Raw genomic sequence first — 18,845 nt, forward strand, 5'->3', positions numbered from 1 at the left:
AGTGTAAATTAAGAATTGAAAATTAAACCCGAGCTGGATTACCTCTAACAATAGTATTCGGTGCCACATTTTTTGTTACCACGCTACAGGCCCCGACGATGGCGGAGTTTCCGATAGTTACACCTGGTAAAATGAAAGCTCTTGCACCAATAAATGCATTGGATTCAATGATAATCGGCACAGTAATCAGATTTTTTTCTGGCCGGTCAAAAGCATGCGTGCCTGTGCAGATATAGGCTTCTTGAGCTACGGTTGCTGCTTCATGAATAACGATGGGCCCTAAAGAGTAGATGTTTGTGCGGTCACCAACAGCAGCTAAGTGGTGCATAGTTAGGTTCCAGGGGATTTGTATTCTGGCTCTTTGATGTACAAATGGTTTACCATAAATATTGGCACCAAACATCTTTAGCCAAAATAAACGCCAGGGATTTAAAGGCTTTGGTGTCCAAGAGCAAAATATAACCCAAACATATTCCCACAATAACATTTTCATCCTTTGACCCACCGTCCAGGGACTATCGTAAGGACTATTTTGAGAATGGATATCAACCTTATCAGCTGGTTTCATTAAGCATTAATTTAAACTCATTGAGAAATTGCGAAGCAATTGAGGCCGTAGAGTGGCTAATACGTACTTTAACTGACTCTTCTGCCATTTTCTTTCTAGTTGCAGAATCCTCAAGAAGCGCTTCGATCGCGGCTTTAAGTAGGTCTACGGCATTCGGCTGTCTATGGTCGAATATAGCACCATTTTTCTGATCTTCTATAAAATCCTTAAAGCAAAGCAAATTGGATACTACAGGCACACAACCCCATGCCATCGCTTCCAGCGGTGCTAAACCGAAGGTTTCTCCCTTTTCAGCAACAGAAGGGTATACAAAGACGGCGGCATCTGAATAGTAGCTATTCAATTTTTGAGTATCGTAAACGGGGCCGACAAATTGAACTCTTTCATTAGCTTCAGCCTTTAGCTTATTTAAATATTGCTCTCCGCCACCACCAGCGCTAACATCTACCGGCCCTACAATCTTTAACACCCAATCTGTATCAATCCCTTTAAATGCTGACAAAAGTAAGTGTAATCCTTTTTCCGGATGAACGCGACCTACATACAGTATCTCCTTCTTTTTATCCACCAAATCAACCTGATCAATCACCTTAAACGGAAGAGGATTGGGAACAGTTATCACTTTAGAGTGCAAATCAGAGCTGAGTTCTGCCTTAATTGCTACAGCCACGGGGGTAGAATTAGCACGAAGTCGTCGAGATTTTTTATAAAACTTCATCTGTCCTTTAGGCATCCGCTGTACATCAACCATAACACGTTTGTTGAAAGAGGCGGACAGCAATAAAGGAGCCCAAAAGGTGTTCGTCACGATGATATCAGTATCAATCGGGACTTTCCTTATTGCCCTTCTGGTATAAAAAAGATCAAATATCTTATAGAGTAACCCGGATTCGGGCGCCGAATATCCTTTAACACGATGATACTTTAAGCCGTCAACGACCTCATCCGAAGCCATTCCTTCATATTGCCTGCAGATCTGAACTACCTCATGACCATTTGCAACAAATTCTTTTGCAAGTGCTATCCACATTTTTTCAACCGCACCGCCAAGTAAGGTTGGTACCGGTAAAAAAGCGCCGTATATAATTGTGATTTTCAAGATTCGATTAATTCTTTTATTGCAGTTTTTAACTGTGTTGCAGCAACCTCAATTTTAAAATACGTTAGATAAGCATTTAGAGCATTTGTTTTTTTTACTTGTTTTTCAGATGCAGTCAAAGTTAGCCATTTTACCAACAAATCTTTTACGCCATCTAAAGTATCTTCTGCTACTAATCCAGCATCAGATTTCAATATTTCTTTATAAATATTTACCTGGTTGCTAATAAGTACCGGAGTACTGCATGCTAACGCTTCTACCACCGCGATACCAAAATTCTCTTGATGACTTGGTAATATAAACGCTTCTGCAGAATAAAATGAAGCCCATTTTGCGTCGTCGGCCAGCATCCCCGGAAAAAAAACACGGTTTACCAATTCGGGTGCGCCATCAACAAGTAATTTCAATTGCTGCCCATAGGGGTGTTCTATGCCCGGGCCTGCTATCACAAGAAATGGTAAGTCTTTGTTAAGCTTAATTAAGTCAATATAAGCCTGAACCAGTAAATCTACCCCTTTTTTAGGGTGTATACGGCTCAAAAAAAGAAGATAAGGCTTATTTAACCATTCAAAACCATTATCAGACAGCGTCTTAAAAATCTCATCATTTACTGGCGAAGGTTCCTTTATTCCGTAACCAATATTTAATTCTCTTTTAGGATGATAATTTTTAAATGTTTCGCGGGCAAGCAGAAGTTCTGTTTCACAGGTAAAAAGCAGTGCATCAGCTTCATTCACTACCTTGTTTTCTACCAAGGCCCAATAAATATTGTTCCTGATAGCTTTCAACTTGCGGCCCTTTGCTTTTTGAAAATAAGGATCGAGCATACCGTGTGGCATTACAAGCACCTTCGGAACTTTGTCATTTCGCCTTTTAAGTTCACGAATCACCTTATTTACAGCATAGCTGGGGAACAACCATAAACCGTGAATAATAACCGCATCAAAACCAGACAGATGGTCCCGTAGCCAGAAAATCAATGCTCTGCTATATTTCAAAGGCCCCTTTCCCGGTCCTAAAGCTGTTATCTTAAAGCTATCCTTGCCAAGAAAAGGCGCATCAGGCGAATCCAGACTGACTACCTCATGATGATCGCCACTCTTTTGCAGTTCTGGTATTGAATTTCGTACACCTTGACACGGCCCGCCGCTAGCCGGATCCATACTTGCTATTACGCGTAATACCCTCATAAAAGTTCCTTCATAGTTAAGATGTGCATTTAACTACTCTATCATCTACCGAGTAACCTTTAACACAATGATTAAATTAATCCGTCAATAACCTCATTCGAGGCCATTCCTTCATATTGCCTGCAGATCTGAACTACCTCATGACCATTTGCAACAAATTCTTTTGCAAGCGCGAGCCACATTTTTTCAACTGCACCGCCAAGTAAGATTGGTACCGTTAAAAAAGCGCCGAATATGATTGTGATTTTCAAGATTCGATTAATTCTTTTATTGCATTTTTCAACTGTGTTGCAGCAACCTCAATTTTAAAATAGGTTAGATAAGCATTTAGAGCATTTGCTTTTTTTGCTTGTTTTTCAGATGCAGTCAAAGTTAACCATTTTACCAACAAATCTTCTACCCCATCCAAAGTATCTTCTGCCACTAACCCGGCATCAGATTTCAATATTTCTTTATAAATATTTACCTGGTTGCTAATAAGTGCCGGAGTACTGCATGCTAACGCTTCTACCACCGCGATACCAAAATTCTCTTGATGACTTGGTAATATAAACGCTTCTGCACGATAAAATGAAGCCCATTTTGCGTCCCCGGCCAGCATCCCCGGAAAAAAAACACGGTTTGTCAATTCGGGTGCACCATCAACAAGTAATTTCAATTGCCGCCCATAGGGTTGTTCTATGCCCGGGCCAGCTATCACAAGAAATGGTAAGTCATTGTTAAGTTTAATTAAGTCAATGTAAGCCTGAACCAGTAAATCTACCCCCTTTTTGGGGTGTATACGGCTTAAAAAAAGAAGATATGGCTTATTTAACCATTCAAAACCATTATCAGACAGCGTCCTAAAAACCTCATCATTTGCTTGCGGAGGTTCCTTTATTCCGTAACCAACGTTTAATTCCCTTTTGGGATGATAATTTTTAAATGTTTCCCGGGCAAGCAGAAGTTCTGTTTCACAGGTAAAAAGTAGTGCATCAGCTTCATTCACCACCTTATTTTCTACCAACGCCCAGTAAATATTATTCCTGATAGCTTTCAACTTGCGGCCCTTTGCCTTTTGAAAATAAGGATCAAGCATACCGTGTGGCATTACAAGAACCCGCGGAACTTTGCCATTTCGCTTTTTAAGTTCACGAATCACCTTATTTACAGCATAGCTGGGGAACAACCATAAACCGTTAATAATGACCGCATCAAAACCAGACAGATGGTCCCGTAGCCAAAAAATCAATGCTCTGTTAAATTTCAGAGGCCCTTTTCCCGGCCCTAAGGCTGTTATTTTAAAACTATCCTTTCCGAGAAAAGGCGCATCAGGCGAATCCAGGCTGACTACCTCATGATGATCGCCACTCTTTTGCAGTTCTGGTATTGAATTTCGTAAACCTTGACAAGTCCCGCCGCTAGCTGGGTCCATACTTGCGATCACGTATAACACTTTCATAAAATTGCTTATCGGCTAAAATATTTTGGTATGCTTGTTCTACAAGATTAAGTGCTTGATCTAGGTCGAATTTTTTGATATTCAGATATCCGGAATTGATAATTGCTTCCCTTGCTTCCACTGACAGATTGACTGTCTCTTGCAAAACCTTAGCAGCAATTTTCAGCCATTCCCGCAACTCAGCCGTATCGTGAGGCATCTTAGGTATATAGGACGCTGCTATTCCGCCTACTTCAGTCATAGGGGCTTCATTAGTTGTAATAACAGGGCATCCTGAAGCCATTGCTTCTGCAATAGGCCAACCAAATCCTTCTGCAAGGGAAGGGAATAAAAACAGTGTTGCTCCAGCATATGCATTTTGAACAAAATCATCACCTTTCCCAACCAGGAAATAGATGTCTTCACTGTAATCAGACGCGCTTGCTTCTTCCAATAAACCGGCTGTAGGTGCAGCTCCGATAAGCAATAATGGGAGACGTTGCTGATACTGCGCACGCCACTCCTTATATATTTTCACAACCCCTACCCTGTTTTTATACCATTGGTTCCCCCCTACATGTAACAGATAGCCATTGCTGACATCAATACCGGTTTCCGCCTGAATAGACTGTCTGACCCTCTGAGGTTGCAACGGTTGAAAACCGGAATTAAGCCCGTTATAAATTACTGTTGAGAATCGGGGCTTCCGGTTTAAGAAAAATAGTAAATCCTGCTCTGTTTTTTTTGATACCGAAATAAAATTCTGCCCACGCTTGTAACCGTTCCTAATGAATTCCTGGTACTTACGCCCGGTGATTCCGGTTACATTTTCGGGTATCTCTCCCATCGCAGAGCGCTGAGCTAAAAAATCGTGACAATGAATCACGTGAGGACGGTCAGCTACCAAAGGTACCCAAGGGCCTAATGCATGATCGGTAAAAACATACAAAGTGTCAACAGGCTGTTGTTTTAGCGCTTTTCTAACTTTGAGCGGGAATGCGATAAACTGATCAAGATAACCCATCCATTTTTTTAGTTTATCCGGAACAGGCGCCTTATAAAAAAAAGCCTCGGGGTTCCATAGCTCAACCTCGTGCCCTTTGCCCTTCATTCCTTCGGCTAGCATTGTCGCAAAGCGGGGCATACTTTGAGAGTTTAAGAAAGCTGGATGGGTAAAAAAAACAATTCTCATCAATCGTATTTTTACTGTGTTAAGGGACGTAACTGTTCTAAAATCGTACGATAACTATATCTGTCTACTATCTGTTGAGAAGAATTCTGCCAGCTTAACTTGCCCGATAAAACTGCATCTATCTTTTCGGTAAGTTCATTAACATCACCGGTTTTAAACACATAGCCGTTCACTCCTTCTTTAACCAGATCATAGGCCGAGCCGGTAAGGTCAGAAACAACGACCGGTAAATTAAAATTCATTGCTTCATTGATTGATAGACCCCATGTTTCACCAACGGTTGAACACATTACAAATAAATCGCCCATGGCATAATAATCCGCTATCTGGCTCTGATTTACAAACCCGGTAAGAATTACTTTGGTTAACTGATGTTCTGCAATCAGGGCTTCCATTTCTTTTCGTAATTCACCTTCGCCGATCATGATCAACCAACAGTCGGTACGATTAAGTTTAATATATGCGTTTATTAAATCTACAGGTTTTTTCTTGGAAATATATTTTCCCGAGTAAATTATTACCTTTTCCCCGGCCGGGATGTGGTGTATCTGTCTGATCTGGTTCAAATCTAGCTTTGCAGCTTCCTCTCTAAATCTGTCATTGTCCACAGAGTAAGGGCAGAAAATAATCCTGTCATCCTCAATGTCAAAACTTTTATAAAACAACCTATTTTGTTCACCGATATTGAGAAAATAGTTAATCCTGGGGAATAACACGTATTTTAAAGCCGCTCTGCGCAATGTATTCTTAAAACCTCTTTTCTTGTTTTCCTGAATGTAAGGCATCTCGCATCTGAAACAAACGGTATGCCCTTTTAACTTTGCCAAAAGTAAAACAAGCGTATGGGTAAAATAATGCCATCCGTGAACTACAATTACAGACTTAGGTTCGTTGAACAACTGCCTAACTACGCCCAAGTTCATTAATCCGAAGAAACCATTGTAATGAGAAGGTTTCCATGAATAATTTTTAAAGAAATGATATTCATACCCCTCTAACAATGGTATATCCCATTTCACCTTCACGCCGAACTGCTTATCGGTGGACCCTTTAATAGACTCATCAGAGCTATACCATGCTTTAACTTTTAAACCATTGCGGTTAAGAAATTGGTAAAGCGGCGCAAAATATTGGATGGGATGAGAATTTACAAATATAATCTGTTTCATATATTTTAAAGCATCGGTTGAGGTTGACGGTTAGCTAATCTTTTTTTGCTTACTCTCTCGCGCTCGTCATCAAAATTTTTTAAAGTGATAATAGAACCTATAGTAAGCCAAAACCAAATATTAAGCGGGGGTTGTTTGGCGATAAAGCTATATAAACCAATAATGATAACAAATCCGAGGAGGAATGCAATGGGCACCCCTAAATTCACACTTTTTACCCATATCCTGATACAGAAAAAAATGGCCCAGATCCTGAAGCCGTACCAGATAATCATTAGGTAAACTCCGCCTTCCCACGCTGTGGTAATATAATCAGCCTCTGCACCAAAGCTCCTTTCTACTGCAGCGTAAGCGCTTATTTTATCTGAACCATTACTCATCACCCCCAAACCACGACCGAACAACATTGGCAAAAGGTCCTGACGGAAAAGCCATCCTACCCATGCAAACAATTCTTCCGATACACGACCTTCAATTTCCTGCGAATGTGATCGTTCCTCTGTACCGGTCGAACGCGCATCATAGGCCGCGAAAAACTCTGGCTTGACCGCACGAATCACCCCTAATAGCATAAAAAATACCGCTATCATAGCAATTCCTCTTAAAACAAACCGGCCGGGCGATTTTATGGATGCGAAAATGAATCCAATCAATAAACACCCCCCACACCCTAAAACTGCGGTGCGCCCCCCTGTAATAAAAGCCCCAACCCCCAGTGACAAACCTGCAAGAGATAATAGCAAGATATTCAGATATTTCTTCTTTCGCTTAAACGAAGGGAAAAAAAAAGTGGCAGCAAAAAAACCGCATACCACATCTAAAAACCACGAATACTGCCCCGTAAAGGCAAAAGTAGAACTTACACGCAAATAACCCGCAGCTGAAAAACCCTCTAATGAATCGCCGTCAACACTGCGATTTAACCAGTGGGTAGCAGGTAAAGAATTCTGGACTATAGCGATAAGTGCCGTCGGGATCAGCAAAAAAATAAATATCGATAAAAATGTTCTAAATTCCAGAATACGCGATGGCGGAAAAGCTATCGGAACTAGTAAGCCCACAACTATATACAATAAATATTGCTTAATGCCGAAAATAGCTAAAACAGGGTCATGAAGTGCTGTTTGAATAATACAAGGGATAAATGCGATAAATATTATTTTCCAACTTTTTAAGATCGTGTTCGATAAGCCTTTAAAATTCAGGTTCAAGACTAAAGTCAGCGCATAAATACATAAAACATCCTTAAGGAAAAATATCACTAAGCCGATTGCAGAAGGAAGCAATTTTCTGACTAAGCCCTCAAAAACCAATAAAAAGACCAGCGCATAAACAATTGTTTTGGCCTTAACACGAAGTTTATCCGTTCTAAGTCTGTTAAGTGTGCTTAGTCTGTCCATCAAATCCCTTGAAACTTTTCTGCTAATATTTTGTCCAGTGCAACCTTTAACATTTTTCCACTTTCATCCCAGCCCTTCAAACTGCTTGCCCTATTGACAGCATTGGCTTTCACACGGTCGTACAGCTCACTATCATCAGCTAACTGCTGTATTTTCGCCGCAATGCTTGTGCTGTCGCGAATCGGAACAATAAATCCCTCTTTGCCGTCTGTTATAAGATCATCAGCTCCTGTATTCTCTGTAGCAACAATGGGGATACCGTATGACAAAGCCTCACCTAAAACCAATGCAAGCCCTTCTTCTATAGACGGCAAACAAAAAACACTTGCATTCTGGTATACATTTTCCAGCTCAGCTCCTTTTAAAACCCCAGTAAATATAACATTTTCAGGAATCGTAATTCCAGCTAAGCCATCCGGAGTATTCGGAGGCCCTACAATGGTCAACCTTTTTTTAGGGTGTTTAACCATTTTAAATGCTTCGATCAAATACCTTAATCCTTTCCTGACTGATACACTCCCTACATACAAGATATTAAATTCATCGGTTTTTTTGCCAGGTACTACCGTATTTAAGGTCAGACTGTTAAACCCATAAGGCACCTTGATCAGCTTTTTCTCCGGGAAACCATATTTGATAAAACTTCGTTTTACAAATTCGGAAGGCATCAATATAAAATCAGCCACTTCGTACTCTTCAATCCGGCGTTTTTTTTCGGCTTTATGAAATGGAAGCCAAGGTATATGGCTTAGTTCGTATTCCTCTTTAAGTAATTGTTCCTGGTACGATACATGGCTGTTCACGGCCTCTACTATGGTAATAATGCCCTTTTGCTTTGCATATTTAGCAGTATTAAGGCCGGCGCCATTGTAAAAGATAAAAATATCGGCATCATCCACCAGTTTTTTGCAGGCCCAATCTAATTCCTTTTTTGCAAGATAGGCTAAGTGCGCACTAAATTTAGCAGGAAGATTAAAACGAAGGCTTGCTAGGAAAACAGTTTGTATCCAATCCTGACGCACCAAATTATCGCCTACTTCTGGCAGCTCTGCCCTGGGGCTTAACCGCGAAAAGCCGCTGACAAATTTATACAGGGCTCCCTGTTGTTGTAATGAGGCGGCGTATTTGTAGTGATGTGCGCGGGTTGGTGCTGTATAAAGTACTTTCATAATATTAACCTTTGATCCAGGCAAGATTTGCAGCCAGAAACTCACAAGGATTATAATTTAATTCTTCTATCCGCTTTTTACTAATCGGTTTAGCTGGGTTTCCAGCAACTATTTCAAAATCCTTAACATCTCTCGTTACTACTGCTCCGGCGCCGACTACGGCTCCTTTGCCAATAGAAACGCCCGGTAAGATGATGGCATTGGTGGCAATCCAGGCGTAATCACCTATGATGATTGGCCCTTTTACATGCCGCCAGAGAGAATCCTGTGTATTATGCGATGCCGTAAGAAGTATTGCTCCGTCATTTATGCAAACATTAGCCCCAATAACTACGGCATCATGCAATGCTATTTGAACCTTTCCTAAAAAAGACATTGGTCCAATCGTTAATTTCTTCTTTTGTCCACCTACCTCAACTAAACCTATTTCTGCAGTTGGATGGATATCTGCTCCTTTTCTCAAAAGTTTCCAACGGCGGTAATTCCGTTTCATCAGTTCATTAAAGGTAAGCAAGCGCTTAGCCCAAGCCTTATAAAAAGCTACAGATGTAACACTAAATTTTGCCCTGTTCTTATATAAATAACTTAAACTGGCCATATAGTTTCCTCCATACTTTCAATTAGTATCTTACTGATTTCTTCAACACTGTTGTTTCCTAAACTAGTCTGTAAGTTCGAATATATAGTTTCAAAATTTCCACCTCTATAATCGAATATGTCATCAGGAGCGATAGCATTGTTAACACTGTGACCTCGAGGCAACCAATCACGGGCAACGCTGATAATAGGTAACTGATGTAAACGCATAGCCGCCACAGCGCCGCTTTTGTCTGCCAAATTAATTGGTGTAGTACTAATTCCGATGGTTGAACTTTGGAGAAGTTCGGATATGCCGCTTTCCTCAATCTCTCCGGAGATTTTTACAGGCATTTGATACCTCTCCCAGGCAGCTTGCCATTTCACCTGCTCACTACCAGATCTGCCTGCTATGATTAATTCGAAAGCTCTGCCAGATTTTTTAGAAAAATCCGAAACCTCTTTTGCAAAATCTTCAATGGGCGCGCCGTGATGTATCCCTCCAAAAACGATCAACACTTCCGAAGTTGGTTTTAAGGATACTTTGGTACTCTTTATAATTGGAATGTTACTGAATAATCTTAAAATGAATGGTTTGATACCAACTTGAGATAGCTTTAAGTAGTACAGTCTATTTGAAGTTGTTATAAGCAAAAATTTTACACTTTTCATCAGACTTACTATTCTCGCCTTTTGTATTCTACCCCAAAGTATATGTTTTAAGTGTGCTTTTTGCTCTATTCCAACCCATATTTCATGAAACATAATATGGCATTTGATATCCCCGCTTATTTTTTTAAACACTCTTATAAATGGGGTGGAAATAATGCCTTTAGGTTGAAAGGAAAATGAAACAAATTGCAGACTTATCCAATCTGCTTCAAAAGCATAAACGACTGCTTCCAGTATTTTAAGTCTTTCTTTCTCTGGAAAAGTAAATGGAATGCGCGTTAGTGTTAAGTTGAGAGTGCTATCTTTAAAGTCCGCACATTGTTTTATAAATTTATCGTTCAAGGCAATAGCAAGGCACTCGTGGCCTTTTTTGCAAAGCTCTTCTGCCAATTTACGGGTATAGTCTCCTACCCCGTCTTTACCAGGCTCAAGCGATCCGCATATGAAGGCTATTTTCATTTATTTAGTAAAAGTACGACCGCTAAACAGTTATTAACAAAATATCACTTTGAATAAAACCTATTCACTATTAAAGACACTTTAAGATCAACGTATTTAAAAAAAACTTTTGTTTTAGGATATAAATTGATAGGATACTTAACGTTCTTCCAAAATTGCTTTTCCGAAAGCGAAGCTCTTCTACCCTTTAATGCCTGCAAAAAGAACGATACCTTCCAAGGTTTAGGTTTTCCGGTTGCGTGCGACATTAGCCATCCCCCGCCAATAAAGTCCATTCCTTCAGGTCCAATTTCACTGATTGGTTCTTTACAACACATCGCGCAGATATTTAATGCATCTTGATCACCCATATGAAATTCATTTGACGGATCATTTTTGTTGTCAAGATAATTCATATCCATTCCAAAACTACTCATCGCGATTTTTATGATCTCATCCCATGTTTTTAAAAATTGTAAGCGATCACTTGAAACCCCACAAAAGCCAGCATTTATATAGTGATACAATTCTCTCTCCACTTTAAGATTTAGAGCGTTTATTACCTTTTGCCACGCAAATCTTTTTGGATGAGTTGGTGGAAAATCCGAGCTTACAATCTCATGAACTAAAGTTATACCATATTGAATCCAATTTTCATAAAATTCCCATTTGCACCTTACAACAATATCCGGATCAAAATAGAAAATTCCACTTGCATCATTAGCGTAATCACTCATTAAAAGCAACATGAATTGCGGCTTGTAATTGGTGAAATGGTAATTGGTTTCTATCAAAATAAAATGGACCAGCAATCCTTCAGCTACCTCAACTGATTTCGAAATCTTTCCCGAAGGCCATACCTTTTCCGTTACCGCCCTTGCCCAAAAAGGTAATTCACCTTTATATCCAATAAAAAAATCACCTCTGAAACCACTTTTGTAAAGCGAATTGACTAAGGCTCCTCCGCCATAATGATAATGTCCTTCAAAAAGGGTACAAACAACTGATGACATATTTAGTAATTAACGTTATCAAACTTAAACAGCCTATAACAAGTGTACAAAACATGTATAAGCGCTTGACCCGTGCTATAAAACAATTGAATTACAAAACCTTTGTAACTGTTTTTAAGTGAAACAGCAAGGCTCCGAAATAATAGATAGAATATTAAAGGCACAGAAATAACCGATTAATAATCCATCTTATAATTGGTACCAACGGAGGCAATAAGCATGTTTTCCTATGATATCAATATTTTTAAGAACAAATAAATTACATTCTCATTTTTAAACTGGTATAGCATTAGCTATTTCCATAAAACCTTCCGACAAAAGCAGCTATTTTCAACTCAAATTGCCTAAACTTAATCAACCCAAGTTTGTAAGGTCTAATTGGACCACTTAAATTTTCCCAAAACAACCTATCAACTACCCGTAAACGTTGCCCTTTAAGTGCTCGAACTATGGGACTACTAACCCATGGTTTTTGCGTACCTAGTGCATGCGGTAGAATTGCAGCTCCATGCTTGAAAGCCATAGCCTCTTGCCCTATATAACTAATGGGTCTATTCCAAACTTCAGTTGTTATATTCAAAGCGTCTTGATCAGTTTTGCTGAAAGGCGCAAAATCGCCTTGAGCCTCCTTAGCTAACTGTCCTCCATTTTTAAATATGGATTTATCTAACCCTCCAATATACAAAGACATATGTTCTTGAATAGACTTCCAATTTTCTAGAAAGTGAAAATCAGCTTTAGAAACACCAATAAACCCCCCATTTACATAGATAGACGTTTTAAACTTCAACTCAATTTTATATTGGCTAAATAATCGTCTCCAAGCCACTCTACGTGGATGATACTCTGATATGGGAGAGTTTACGTCCTCACACAAAGCAACACCACATTGTATCCATTCCAAAAAGTAATACCATGGACCTGATATTACGATATCTGGATCGAAATAAAACAAACCATCTGCACTTTTTGCGGGGCCTTGTAATAACCTAAGCATAAAGTCTGGTTTATAGTTAGTAAGGTGATAGTCAGTAGTCAGTGGTAAAAAATATATTCTTAGATCGCTAGTCACCTCTACCGAAGTTACGTTTTGCCACTCAAAGAAATTACTAATATTGCGAACATCGTTATAGTTATTTACCCATTTTGGCAATTGCCCCCTATATCCAACATAAAAATCTCCCTTATACCCCTGCTTATAAAGTGAATTAACAAGAGCTGATACTCCATAATGATAATGTCCTTCAAAAAGGGTGCAAACAGCTGATGACATATTTAGTAATTAACGTTATCAAACTTAACAAGCCTGTAACAAGTGTACAAAACGTGCATAAGCACTTGTACAAGCGCTATAAAGCAATTGAAATGCAAAACCTCCGTGAGCGTTGTTACGTGAAACAGCAAGGCCCCAAAAACAATAGATAGAATGTTTATAGGTATAGAAATAACAGGATTAATAACCCATCCCCGGCTTGTCGCTAATCCAAAACATATGCCTGACATTATACTTAAACAGGCAGCAATAACACTGTAAAACAACTCATTCTTTAAATTGGAATAAGACTTTCCCAGTATCCATAATATTTGCGTCGGAAAAACACCGGAAACACCTACAACTACAAGTAAAATAACGCTTACTCCAATAAGTAATTGAAAATAATATCGTGTGAGTACAGCCTTATTATCAGGCAGTCTAGAAAATCTTGGAATAATCAAAGTGCTAAAAAGTACATTAAACAACGACAGCACCATGCTCAAACGGCTTAATGCACCTATTTGAGCGATATTATTTGTATTTCCAAAAATAGATAACAGCCAAATGGATATTTGTCCGGATACGCAATAATATATCGCGCCAGGTAAAATACGCTTGACAACTGCTAGTATTTCTTTTCTAACCTCTGGATCAGATTTCTGATTCCAATCCACATATTTTGCAGTGAGTTTTTTTAATTTGATATTACCTAAGATACGAGGTATCCCGGCTGTGATAATGCCTACTGCAGCAAAAGGAGCTAGAAAGGTCGCGAAAACTAGGATCATCCGGAAAATGCCGACCCAAACTTGGTTTTTTTGCAGCGAAGTGATATCCTGCCTCAACTTTAATCCCACTTCAAGCAATGAGTCCGATAACGCAGCTATAAATGCCGGTATCAAAGATAGTATTATTATGGTGCTTTGTAACCAACTGGCCCCATGCTGTACCAGGAGGTAAAACAAAACCGGTATAGCAACTATCAAACTAAAAATAGCAAACTTTTTTCGCAGGTTAAGGCCCGTAACCATTATCACTCCCAATTTGGTGTTATCCTGCCAAACCTTCCCGCCCTGAGCCATTACCCCTGCACTAATACCACCATCAGATAAAACTGTCATTGTACCAAGCATCGTATTAACAAGGGTATATAAAGCGTATTCTGCTGTTGATAAAAATCTTATTATAACTATACCGCTTACTAAACTTACACCTTGAACAATGATTTGCGCAGTTCCAGTTATTGTAATTAGCTTAAACCAATGAATTAACTTGTCGAGTTTGTTTTTTGAGGAAGCTGCCGTGTCTACTGCACTCATTTATATTAAAATATTAGGAAGTGAACCTGCTGAACCATGATTTTTTTCTGCCCTTATCTTCCTCATAATAACCGTAGCCGTAACCATAGCCATAACCGTAACCATAGCCAATTTTCGATTGATCTATAGAATTGAAGACTATATTCAGGTTTTTGAATATCCTCCTTTGTCTAAGGTCATCTACAAATCTGATCTGGTCTCTATGTGTATAATTATATCTTACGATAAACAATGTTGCACTTGCATATTTACTTAGAATTTGCGCATCCGTCAAAATTCCGACAGGAGGAGCGTCTAGTATAATGTAATCGTATTCTTGCTTAAGCTGCTCAAGCAAAGATTCAATTTTACCGTTTAACAGCAACTCAGCAGGATTAGGAGGGATAGTTCCACTAGTGATTACCTGTAAATTAGGTAACTTAAACTGGTCTCTCATCACATCTTTGTAATCCACCTGCCCAATTAAATAATTTGAAAGCCCGAGTTCGGGTTGCAGACCTAGCATCGTTTCAAATCTTGGCCTTCTTAAATCAAGTTCCAGGACAATCACTTTTTTTCCCGTGCTTGCAAGGCTGGCACCCAAGTTTAAAGCGATAAAGGATTTCCCTTCGCCACTGATATTAGAGGTGAACAAAATCACTTTATCCTCTGCAGACGGCATAATGAACTGCAAATTTGTCCTTAATACGCGTATTTGCTCAGAAATCATCGCTCTGGGACGTTCTATAGTTATCATCGGCTCCTGCTCTGATGAGTAACTGACCTGAGCAATAACAGGAACTTTGGTATAACGCTCGATATCAGACCTTCGCTTTATTGTAGTATCAAGCATACCCAAAAGGAATATGCTAATTATAGGCAAAAATAGGCCTATAGCGAAGAAAGAAAAGTAAACAGCATTTTTTGCAGGCTTGAAATACATCCCTGAACTTTTTGCTTTATCTATAGTCTTACTATCCGAAACAGTAGAGGCAAGTGACATTGCTGATTCTTCACGCTTTTGAAGTAAGAAAGTAAACAGGTTATTTTTAATATCCCTGTCCCGCATAATATCAATAAGTCCCCGTTCTTTTGAAGGAACACTTCTTATAATTGCCTTGAAACCATTGTTTTGGTTTATCAATTGTCTTTTACTGCTAACAAGACCTGCTCTGATGTTTTGTACGGTTTGTAAAATAGTTTGCTTAAGGGCTTTGATCTGGTCATTCAAGGAACTAACCGCAGGGTTAGTCTGCGGAATAGTTCTAAGCAAACTCTCTTTTTTTACCTGTACATCGCTAAGCTGAGTTATTAATAAGGTTAAAGACGGATCCTCTATCCCTTGCATTGAGGGTAGCTTCATCTGATCCATATTATCATTGTTCAGATAATTCTCCAGCACTTTTAATCCACCTAACTCTAAATCAATCTTCGTGAGCTGAGCATCATTATTCTGGACATTGGTTAAGAATATACTCGATTGGGTAGAAATATCTGTAATTTCATTGGTAGACTTATAATCCTGAACCTTCTTTTCCACCGTATTAAGTTCGCCAGCCACCGCTGCCAATCTTCCTTCTATGAAAGCCAGCGTATTAGCAGTGGTTTTATTTTTATCGTCGATGGATATCTGGTTATATTCGTCTACCAGCTTGGTCAGTATATCCTTACCCCGTTGCGCATTCTGATCTTCCATTGAGATAAACAATACGGTCGCTTGCTTACTGGCGGGTGTGATCTGCAATTTGCCAATGTATGACTGTGCAACGTCCTCGGCAGAGCCGAAAATAACCTGTACCACCTCGGCAGACTTTACTTTTGTCGGAATTACTACTAGAAGACCCGCCTCTGTCTCAACGGGTTTGTTATAAGGAATTTTTTTTCCGTTAAACTCAACCTCACGATCATTAATCTGTTGCACATCCCATTCCTGCTTTGCAATATTAGCAGAAGGTCTAAGCATCCTTATCTTAAACGGTTCGTTCTTATAAAGAACAATTTTCGTGAAGCCCTTTTTAACCAAATACGTATTCTCCAGTTCCAACGCTTTAACAACCTTTTCCATTAAGGCATTGGTTTTTAAAATCTGGATCTCATTGTCGACTATCTTATCGGTTGAGAATACATCCAGTTGCTGAAGTATGTCCTTATCGTTTCCAGATTGTTTGTCTTTGATTAAGATAGATATCTGCACATTAAATTGCGGTGTTAACGTCTTCGCATAGAAATAACCGGCTAAAAGCATCACTACAACTGATAATAATATCCATTTCCAATGCCGCAAATACTTTTGTAATACCTCCTTAAAATCAACATCTTGATTTATTTCCGGCTCTACAAATTCGTCTGAATATTCTGAAGTTCTTTGCATTTACTTACTTTCTAAAAATTAATACCCCGACAGTTATGATAGATACCATTATAGGAATTAATCTTAAAGCGAGGTCTGTCTGCGCAATCTTACCTTTTGATGCTTTAACATAAACAATATCGTTACTATGCAAATAATAATATGGCGAAGAAAATACGTCGCTTTTTGTAAAGTCAACTTCGCCGAACTCCTTTTTATTATTTACATCCCTGATAATTTCAATACTATTTTGTTTAGCAAAAGGTGTAAGGTCACCAGCAAGGGTAATTGCTTCTGGCAAAGTGATTCGTTCGTTAGGAATAACGTAAATACCGGGTTTACTTACTTCACCAAGAATTGAAATTCTAAAGTTTAAAAATCGCACAGTTACTGTCGGTTCTTTCAAATAAAACTCAAGCTTTTTACGAATAATACCCGTTGCCTCATTAGTAGTAAGAGATCCTACCGCAACTGAACCTACTAAAGGTAGGGTAATATTTCCTGAGCCATCTACTAAATATCCTGGCGCTGCGGACTGACTTAAACTCGGGGTTGCATCTGGTGTTTCCCGGGAAGATGAATACGGATTAAAAAAACTGCTAGCCTCGGGGCTGAGAGAATTTACATAAATAGATAAAAGATCGCCTGGCTGTATTTTAGGTACATATTCTCTGGCAATAGCTACCGTATCCTTCGAACCAGACCTCTGAAAATAAGTTATCTTTTTCTCATTAAAACACGATGACAGAATCATCACGCCCAAAAGAACAATCAGAGAGAAAAAACTTTCCTTTTTTTTAGTTGACATCAAATGCGTTTTTAAACTTATAAGGCTTAAAAGCCCTATTACAATATATGAAAAAAGTATAGAAAATTTAAGCCTGCCCCATCGTGCCGCCGAAATTCATGGTGAACCCGGAAACATTCTCCTGTAACCTAATTCTACCGTTTGCGCTTTCGAACTTTTCGATATTATCACTCAATGCGCTTAGTAATCTTCGCGCATGTTCAGGCGTAAGAATAATTCGGGATTTCACTTTAGCCTTTGGCACACCGGGAAGCACTCTGATAAAATCAATAACAAACTCTGCATTAGAATGAGTAATAATAGCCAAATTCGAATAAATTCCTTCAGCAACGTCTTCGCTTAACTCGATATTTAACTGTCCTTCAGTTTGTTCTTCCATCAGGTAAAAATGTATATTATTGCAAATCTATCAATAATTCCTCAATTATTTTATGACAATAAAATTAAAAAAGCATTATAGTAAACCGACCTTATTATTAAATTTATTCTTTTAATTAAAAAAAATAACGACGACTATAATTGAAATTATTTTGCACAAAAAAGCGATATTTTTTAATTTATTTATTTATAATTACAGTTCGTTTAGGAATTCTTACTGTTTGAGGTCATTAATTAACATAAATTTAATTCTGTGAAAAAAATTTTATTAATCGTCGCCGCATTGTTTGTGCTGCACAACGCTAAAGCACAATCCAGTAACAATAGCTACCGTGAAGACTCGTGGCATCTCGTTGTTGGTCCAAGTGGGCTAGTCAATGTAAAACCAGGAAGTGATGTACTTCACATTGGTTACGGAGCTGAAGGTCAATTGGAGTACTATCCTACTAACTATGTGGGGGTAACTGTTTCCACAGGCTACCTGAGATTAATCGGTGCAAAACCAAACGGAGTTAAATTGCCTGACTTTTCTTTCGTGCCGATACGGGCGGGACTGAAAGGTTTTGTTGTATCTAATTTGTATTTACTTGCTGATGTAGGTATAGGTTTTGCGAGCCCTAAAGGTATGCTGAACTCTACATTTGTTAAAACAATTGCTCCTGGTATCGGCTACAGTAACCAGGACATTGGTCTAGACATCAGCTTAAAATATGAGAACCTGAATCAGAGAAATAATTATTTGAGCATGTTCGGCTTAAATGTAGCTTACTCATTCAATTTAAGCGGTTCAGGATATTAAGAAATTCTACTCTCTTAGGTTTTCTAATAATATTTAAAGGTTGACAACAGT

Annotated in this window: 18 protein-coding genes; 1 reads left to right on the top strand and 17 read right to left on the bottom strand. The window is 38.9% G+C overall.

The window, feature by feature from the left end; all coding sequences use genetic code 11:
- Positions 1-22 precede the first annotated feature (22 nt).
- The 17 genes from MUY27_RS10945 to MUY27_RS11025 all read right to left on the bottom strand — a co-directional run bounded on the left by MUY27_RS10945 (position 23) and on the right by MUY27_RS11025 (position 17,996).
- Positions 23-568 (bottom strand): DapH/DapD/GlmU-related protein, encoded by a 546-nt coding sequence (locus tag MUY27_RS10945; RefSeq protein WP_245130064.1) that lies wholly within the window; start codon positions 566-568, stop codon positions 23-25.
- The gene (locus tag MUY27_RS10950) at positions 555-1,667 is read right to left on the bottom strand and encodes a glycosyltransferase family 4 protein (protein WP_245130065.1); all 1,113 of its coding nucleotides are present in this window, start codon (positions 1,665-1,667) and stop codon (positions 555-557) included. The genes MUY27_RS10945 and MUY27_RS10950 overlap by 14 nt, the downstream gene beginning before the upstream one ends.
- The gene (locus MUY27_RS10955) at positions 1,664-2,830 is read right to left on the bottom strand and encodes a glycosyltransferase (protein WP_245130066.1); all 1,167 of its coding nucleotides are present in this window, start codon (positions 2,828-2,830) and stop codon (positions 1,664-1,666) included. Before MUY27_RS10955 ends, MUY27_RS10950 begins: the two co-directional genes overlap by 4 nt.
- A gap of 98 nt (positions 2,831-2,928) precedes the next feature.
- The gene (locus MUY27_RS10960) at positions 2,929-3,108 is read right to left on the bottom strand and encodes a hypothetical protein (RefSeq protein ID WP_245130067.1); all 180 of its coding nucleotides are present in this window, start codon (positions 3,106-3,108) and stop codon (positions 2,929-2,931) included.
- Positions 3,105-4,271 carry a glycosyltransferase gene (locus MUY27_RS10965; protein ID WP_245130068.1) on the bottom strand — a complete coding sequence of 389 codons (1,167 nt, stop codon included), beginning with the start codon at positions 4,269-4,271 and terminating at the stop codon, positions 3,105-3,107. Before MUY27_RS10965 ends, MUY27_RS10960 begins: the two co-directional genes overlap by 4 nt.
- On the bottom strand, positions 4,258-5,469 hold the full coding sequence (locus MUY27_RS10970) for a glycosyltransferase (protein WP_245130069.1): 1,212 nt from the start codon (positions 5,467-5,469) through the stop codon (positions 4,258-4,260). Before MUY27_RS10970 ends, MUY27_RS10965 begins: the two co-directional genes overlap by 14 nt.
- A gap of 11 nt (positions 5,470-5,480) precedes the next feature.
- A complete protein-coding gene (locus MUY27_RS10975; protein ID WP_245130070.1) occupies positions 5,481-6,638 on the bottom strand; it encodes a glycosyltransferase family 4 protein in 1,158 nt (385 codons plus the stop codon).
- Positions 6,639-6,643: 5 nt separating this feature from the next.
- Positions 6,644-8,038: a hypothetical protein gene (locus MUY27_RS10980; protein ID WP_245130071.1), complete on the bottom strand. Its 1,395-nt coding sequence runs from the start codon at positions 8,036-8,038 to the stop codon at positions 6,644-6,646.
- Positions 8,038-9,207 (bottom strand): glycosyltransferase family 4 protein, encoded by a 1,170-nt coding sequence (locus tag MUY27_RS10985; RefSeq protein WP_245130072.1) that lies wholly within the window; start codon positions 9,205-9,207, stop codon positions 8,038-8,040. Before MUY27_RS10985 ends, MUY27_RS10980 begins: the two co-directional genes overlap by 1 nt.
- A gap of 4 nt (positions 9,208-9,211) precedes the next feature.
- Entirely contained in the window at positions 9,212-9,805 is a 594-nt protein-coding gene (locus tag MUY27_RS10990; protein WP_245130073.1) for an acyltransferase, read from the bottom strand.
- On the bottom strand, positions 9,793-10,914 hold the full coding sequence (locus MUY27_RS10995; protein WP_245130074.1) for a glycosyltransferase family protein: 1,122 nt from the start codon (positions 10,912-10,914) through the stop codon (positions 9,793-9,795). The genes MUY27_RS10990 and MUY27_RS10995 overlap by 13 nt, the downstream gene beginning before the upstream one ends.
- Positions 10,915-10,958: 44 nt before the next feature.
- Entirely contained in the window at positions 10,959-11,906 is a 948-nt protein-coding gene (locus MUY27_RS11000) for a hypothetical protein (protein ID WP_245130075.1), read from the bottom strand.
- Positions 11,907-12,195: 289 nt separating this feature from the next.
- Positions 12,196-13,179: a hypothetical protein gene (locus MUY27_RS11005; protein WP_245130076.1), complete on the bottom strand. Its 984-nt coding sequence runs from the start codon at positions 13,177-13,179 to the stop codon at positions 12,196-12,198.
- Positions 13,180-13,181: 2 nt separating this feature from the next.
- A complete protein-coding gene (locus MUY27_RS11010; RefSeq protein ID WP_245130077.1) occupies positions 13,182-14,480 on the bottom strand; it encodes an MATE family efflux transporter in 1,299 nt (432 codons plus the stop codon).
- Positions 14,481-14,493: 13 nt separating this feature from the next.
- The gene (locus MUY27_RS11015) at positions 14,494-16,830 is read right to left on the bottom strand and encodes a GumC family protein (protein ID WP_245130078.1); all 2,337 of its coding nucleotides are present in this window, start codon (positions 16,828-16,830) and stop codon (positions 14,494-14,496) included.
- A 4-nt stretch (positions 16,831-16,834) separates the two neighbouring features.
- Positions 16,835-17,617, bottom strand: a complete 783-nt coding sequence (locus MUY27_RS11020; RefSeq protein ID WP_245130079.1) for a polysaccharide biosynthesis/export family protein — start codon at positions 17,615-17,617, stop codon at positions 16,835-16,837.
- A 67-nt stretch (positions 17,618-17,684) separates the two neighbouring features.
- On the bottom strand, positions 17,685-17,996 hold the full coding sequence (locus MUY27_RS11025) for a DUF3467 domain-containing protein (RefSeq protein ID WP_245130080.1): 312 nt from the start codon (positions 17,994-17,996) through the stop codon (positions 17,685-17,687).
- Between the two features lie 252 nt (positions 17,997-18,248).
- Between MUY27_RS11025 and MUY27_RS11030 the strand changes: the two genes are divergently transcribed.
- Entirely contained in the window at positions 18,249-18,794 is a 546-nt protein-coding gene (locus MUY27_RS11030; protein WP_245130081.1) for a porin family protein, read from the top strand.
- Positions 18,795-18,845: the final 51 nt, after the last annotated feature.

The organism is Mucilaginibacter straminoryzae, from assembly GCF_022953055.1.
Lineage (GTDB): Bacteria > Bacteroidota > Bacteroidia > Sphingobacteriales > Sphingobacteriaceae > Mucilaginibacter > Mucilaginibacter straminoryzae.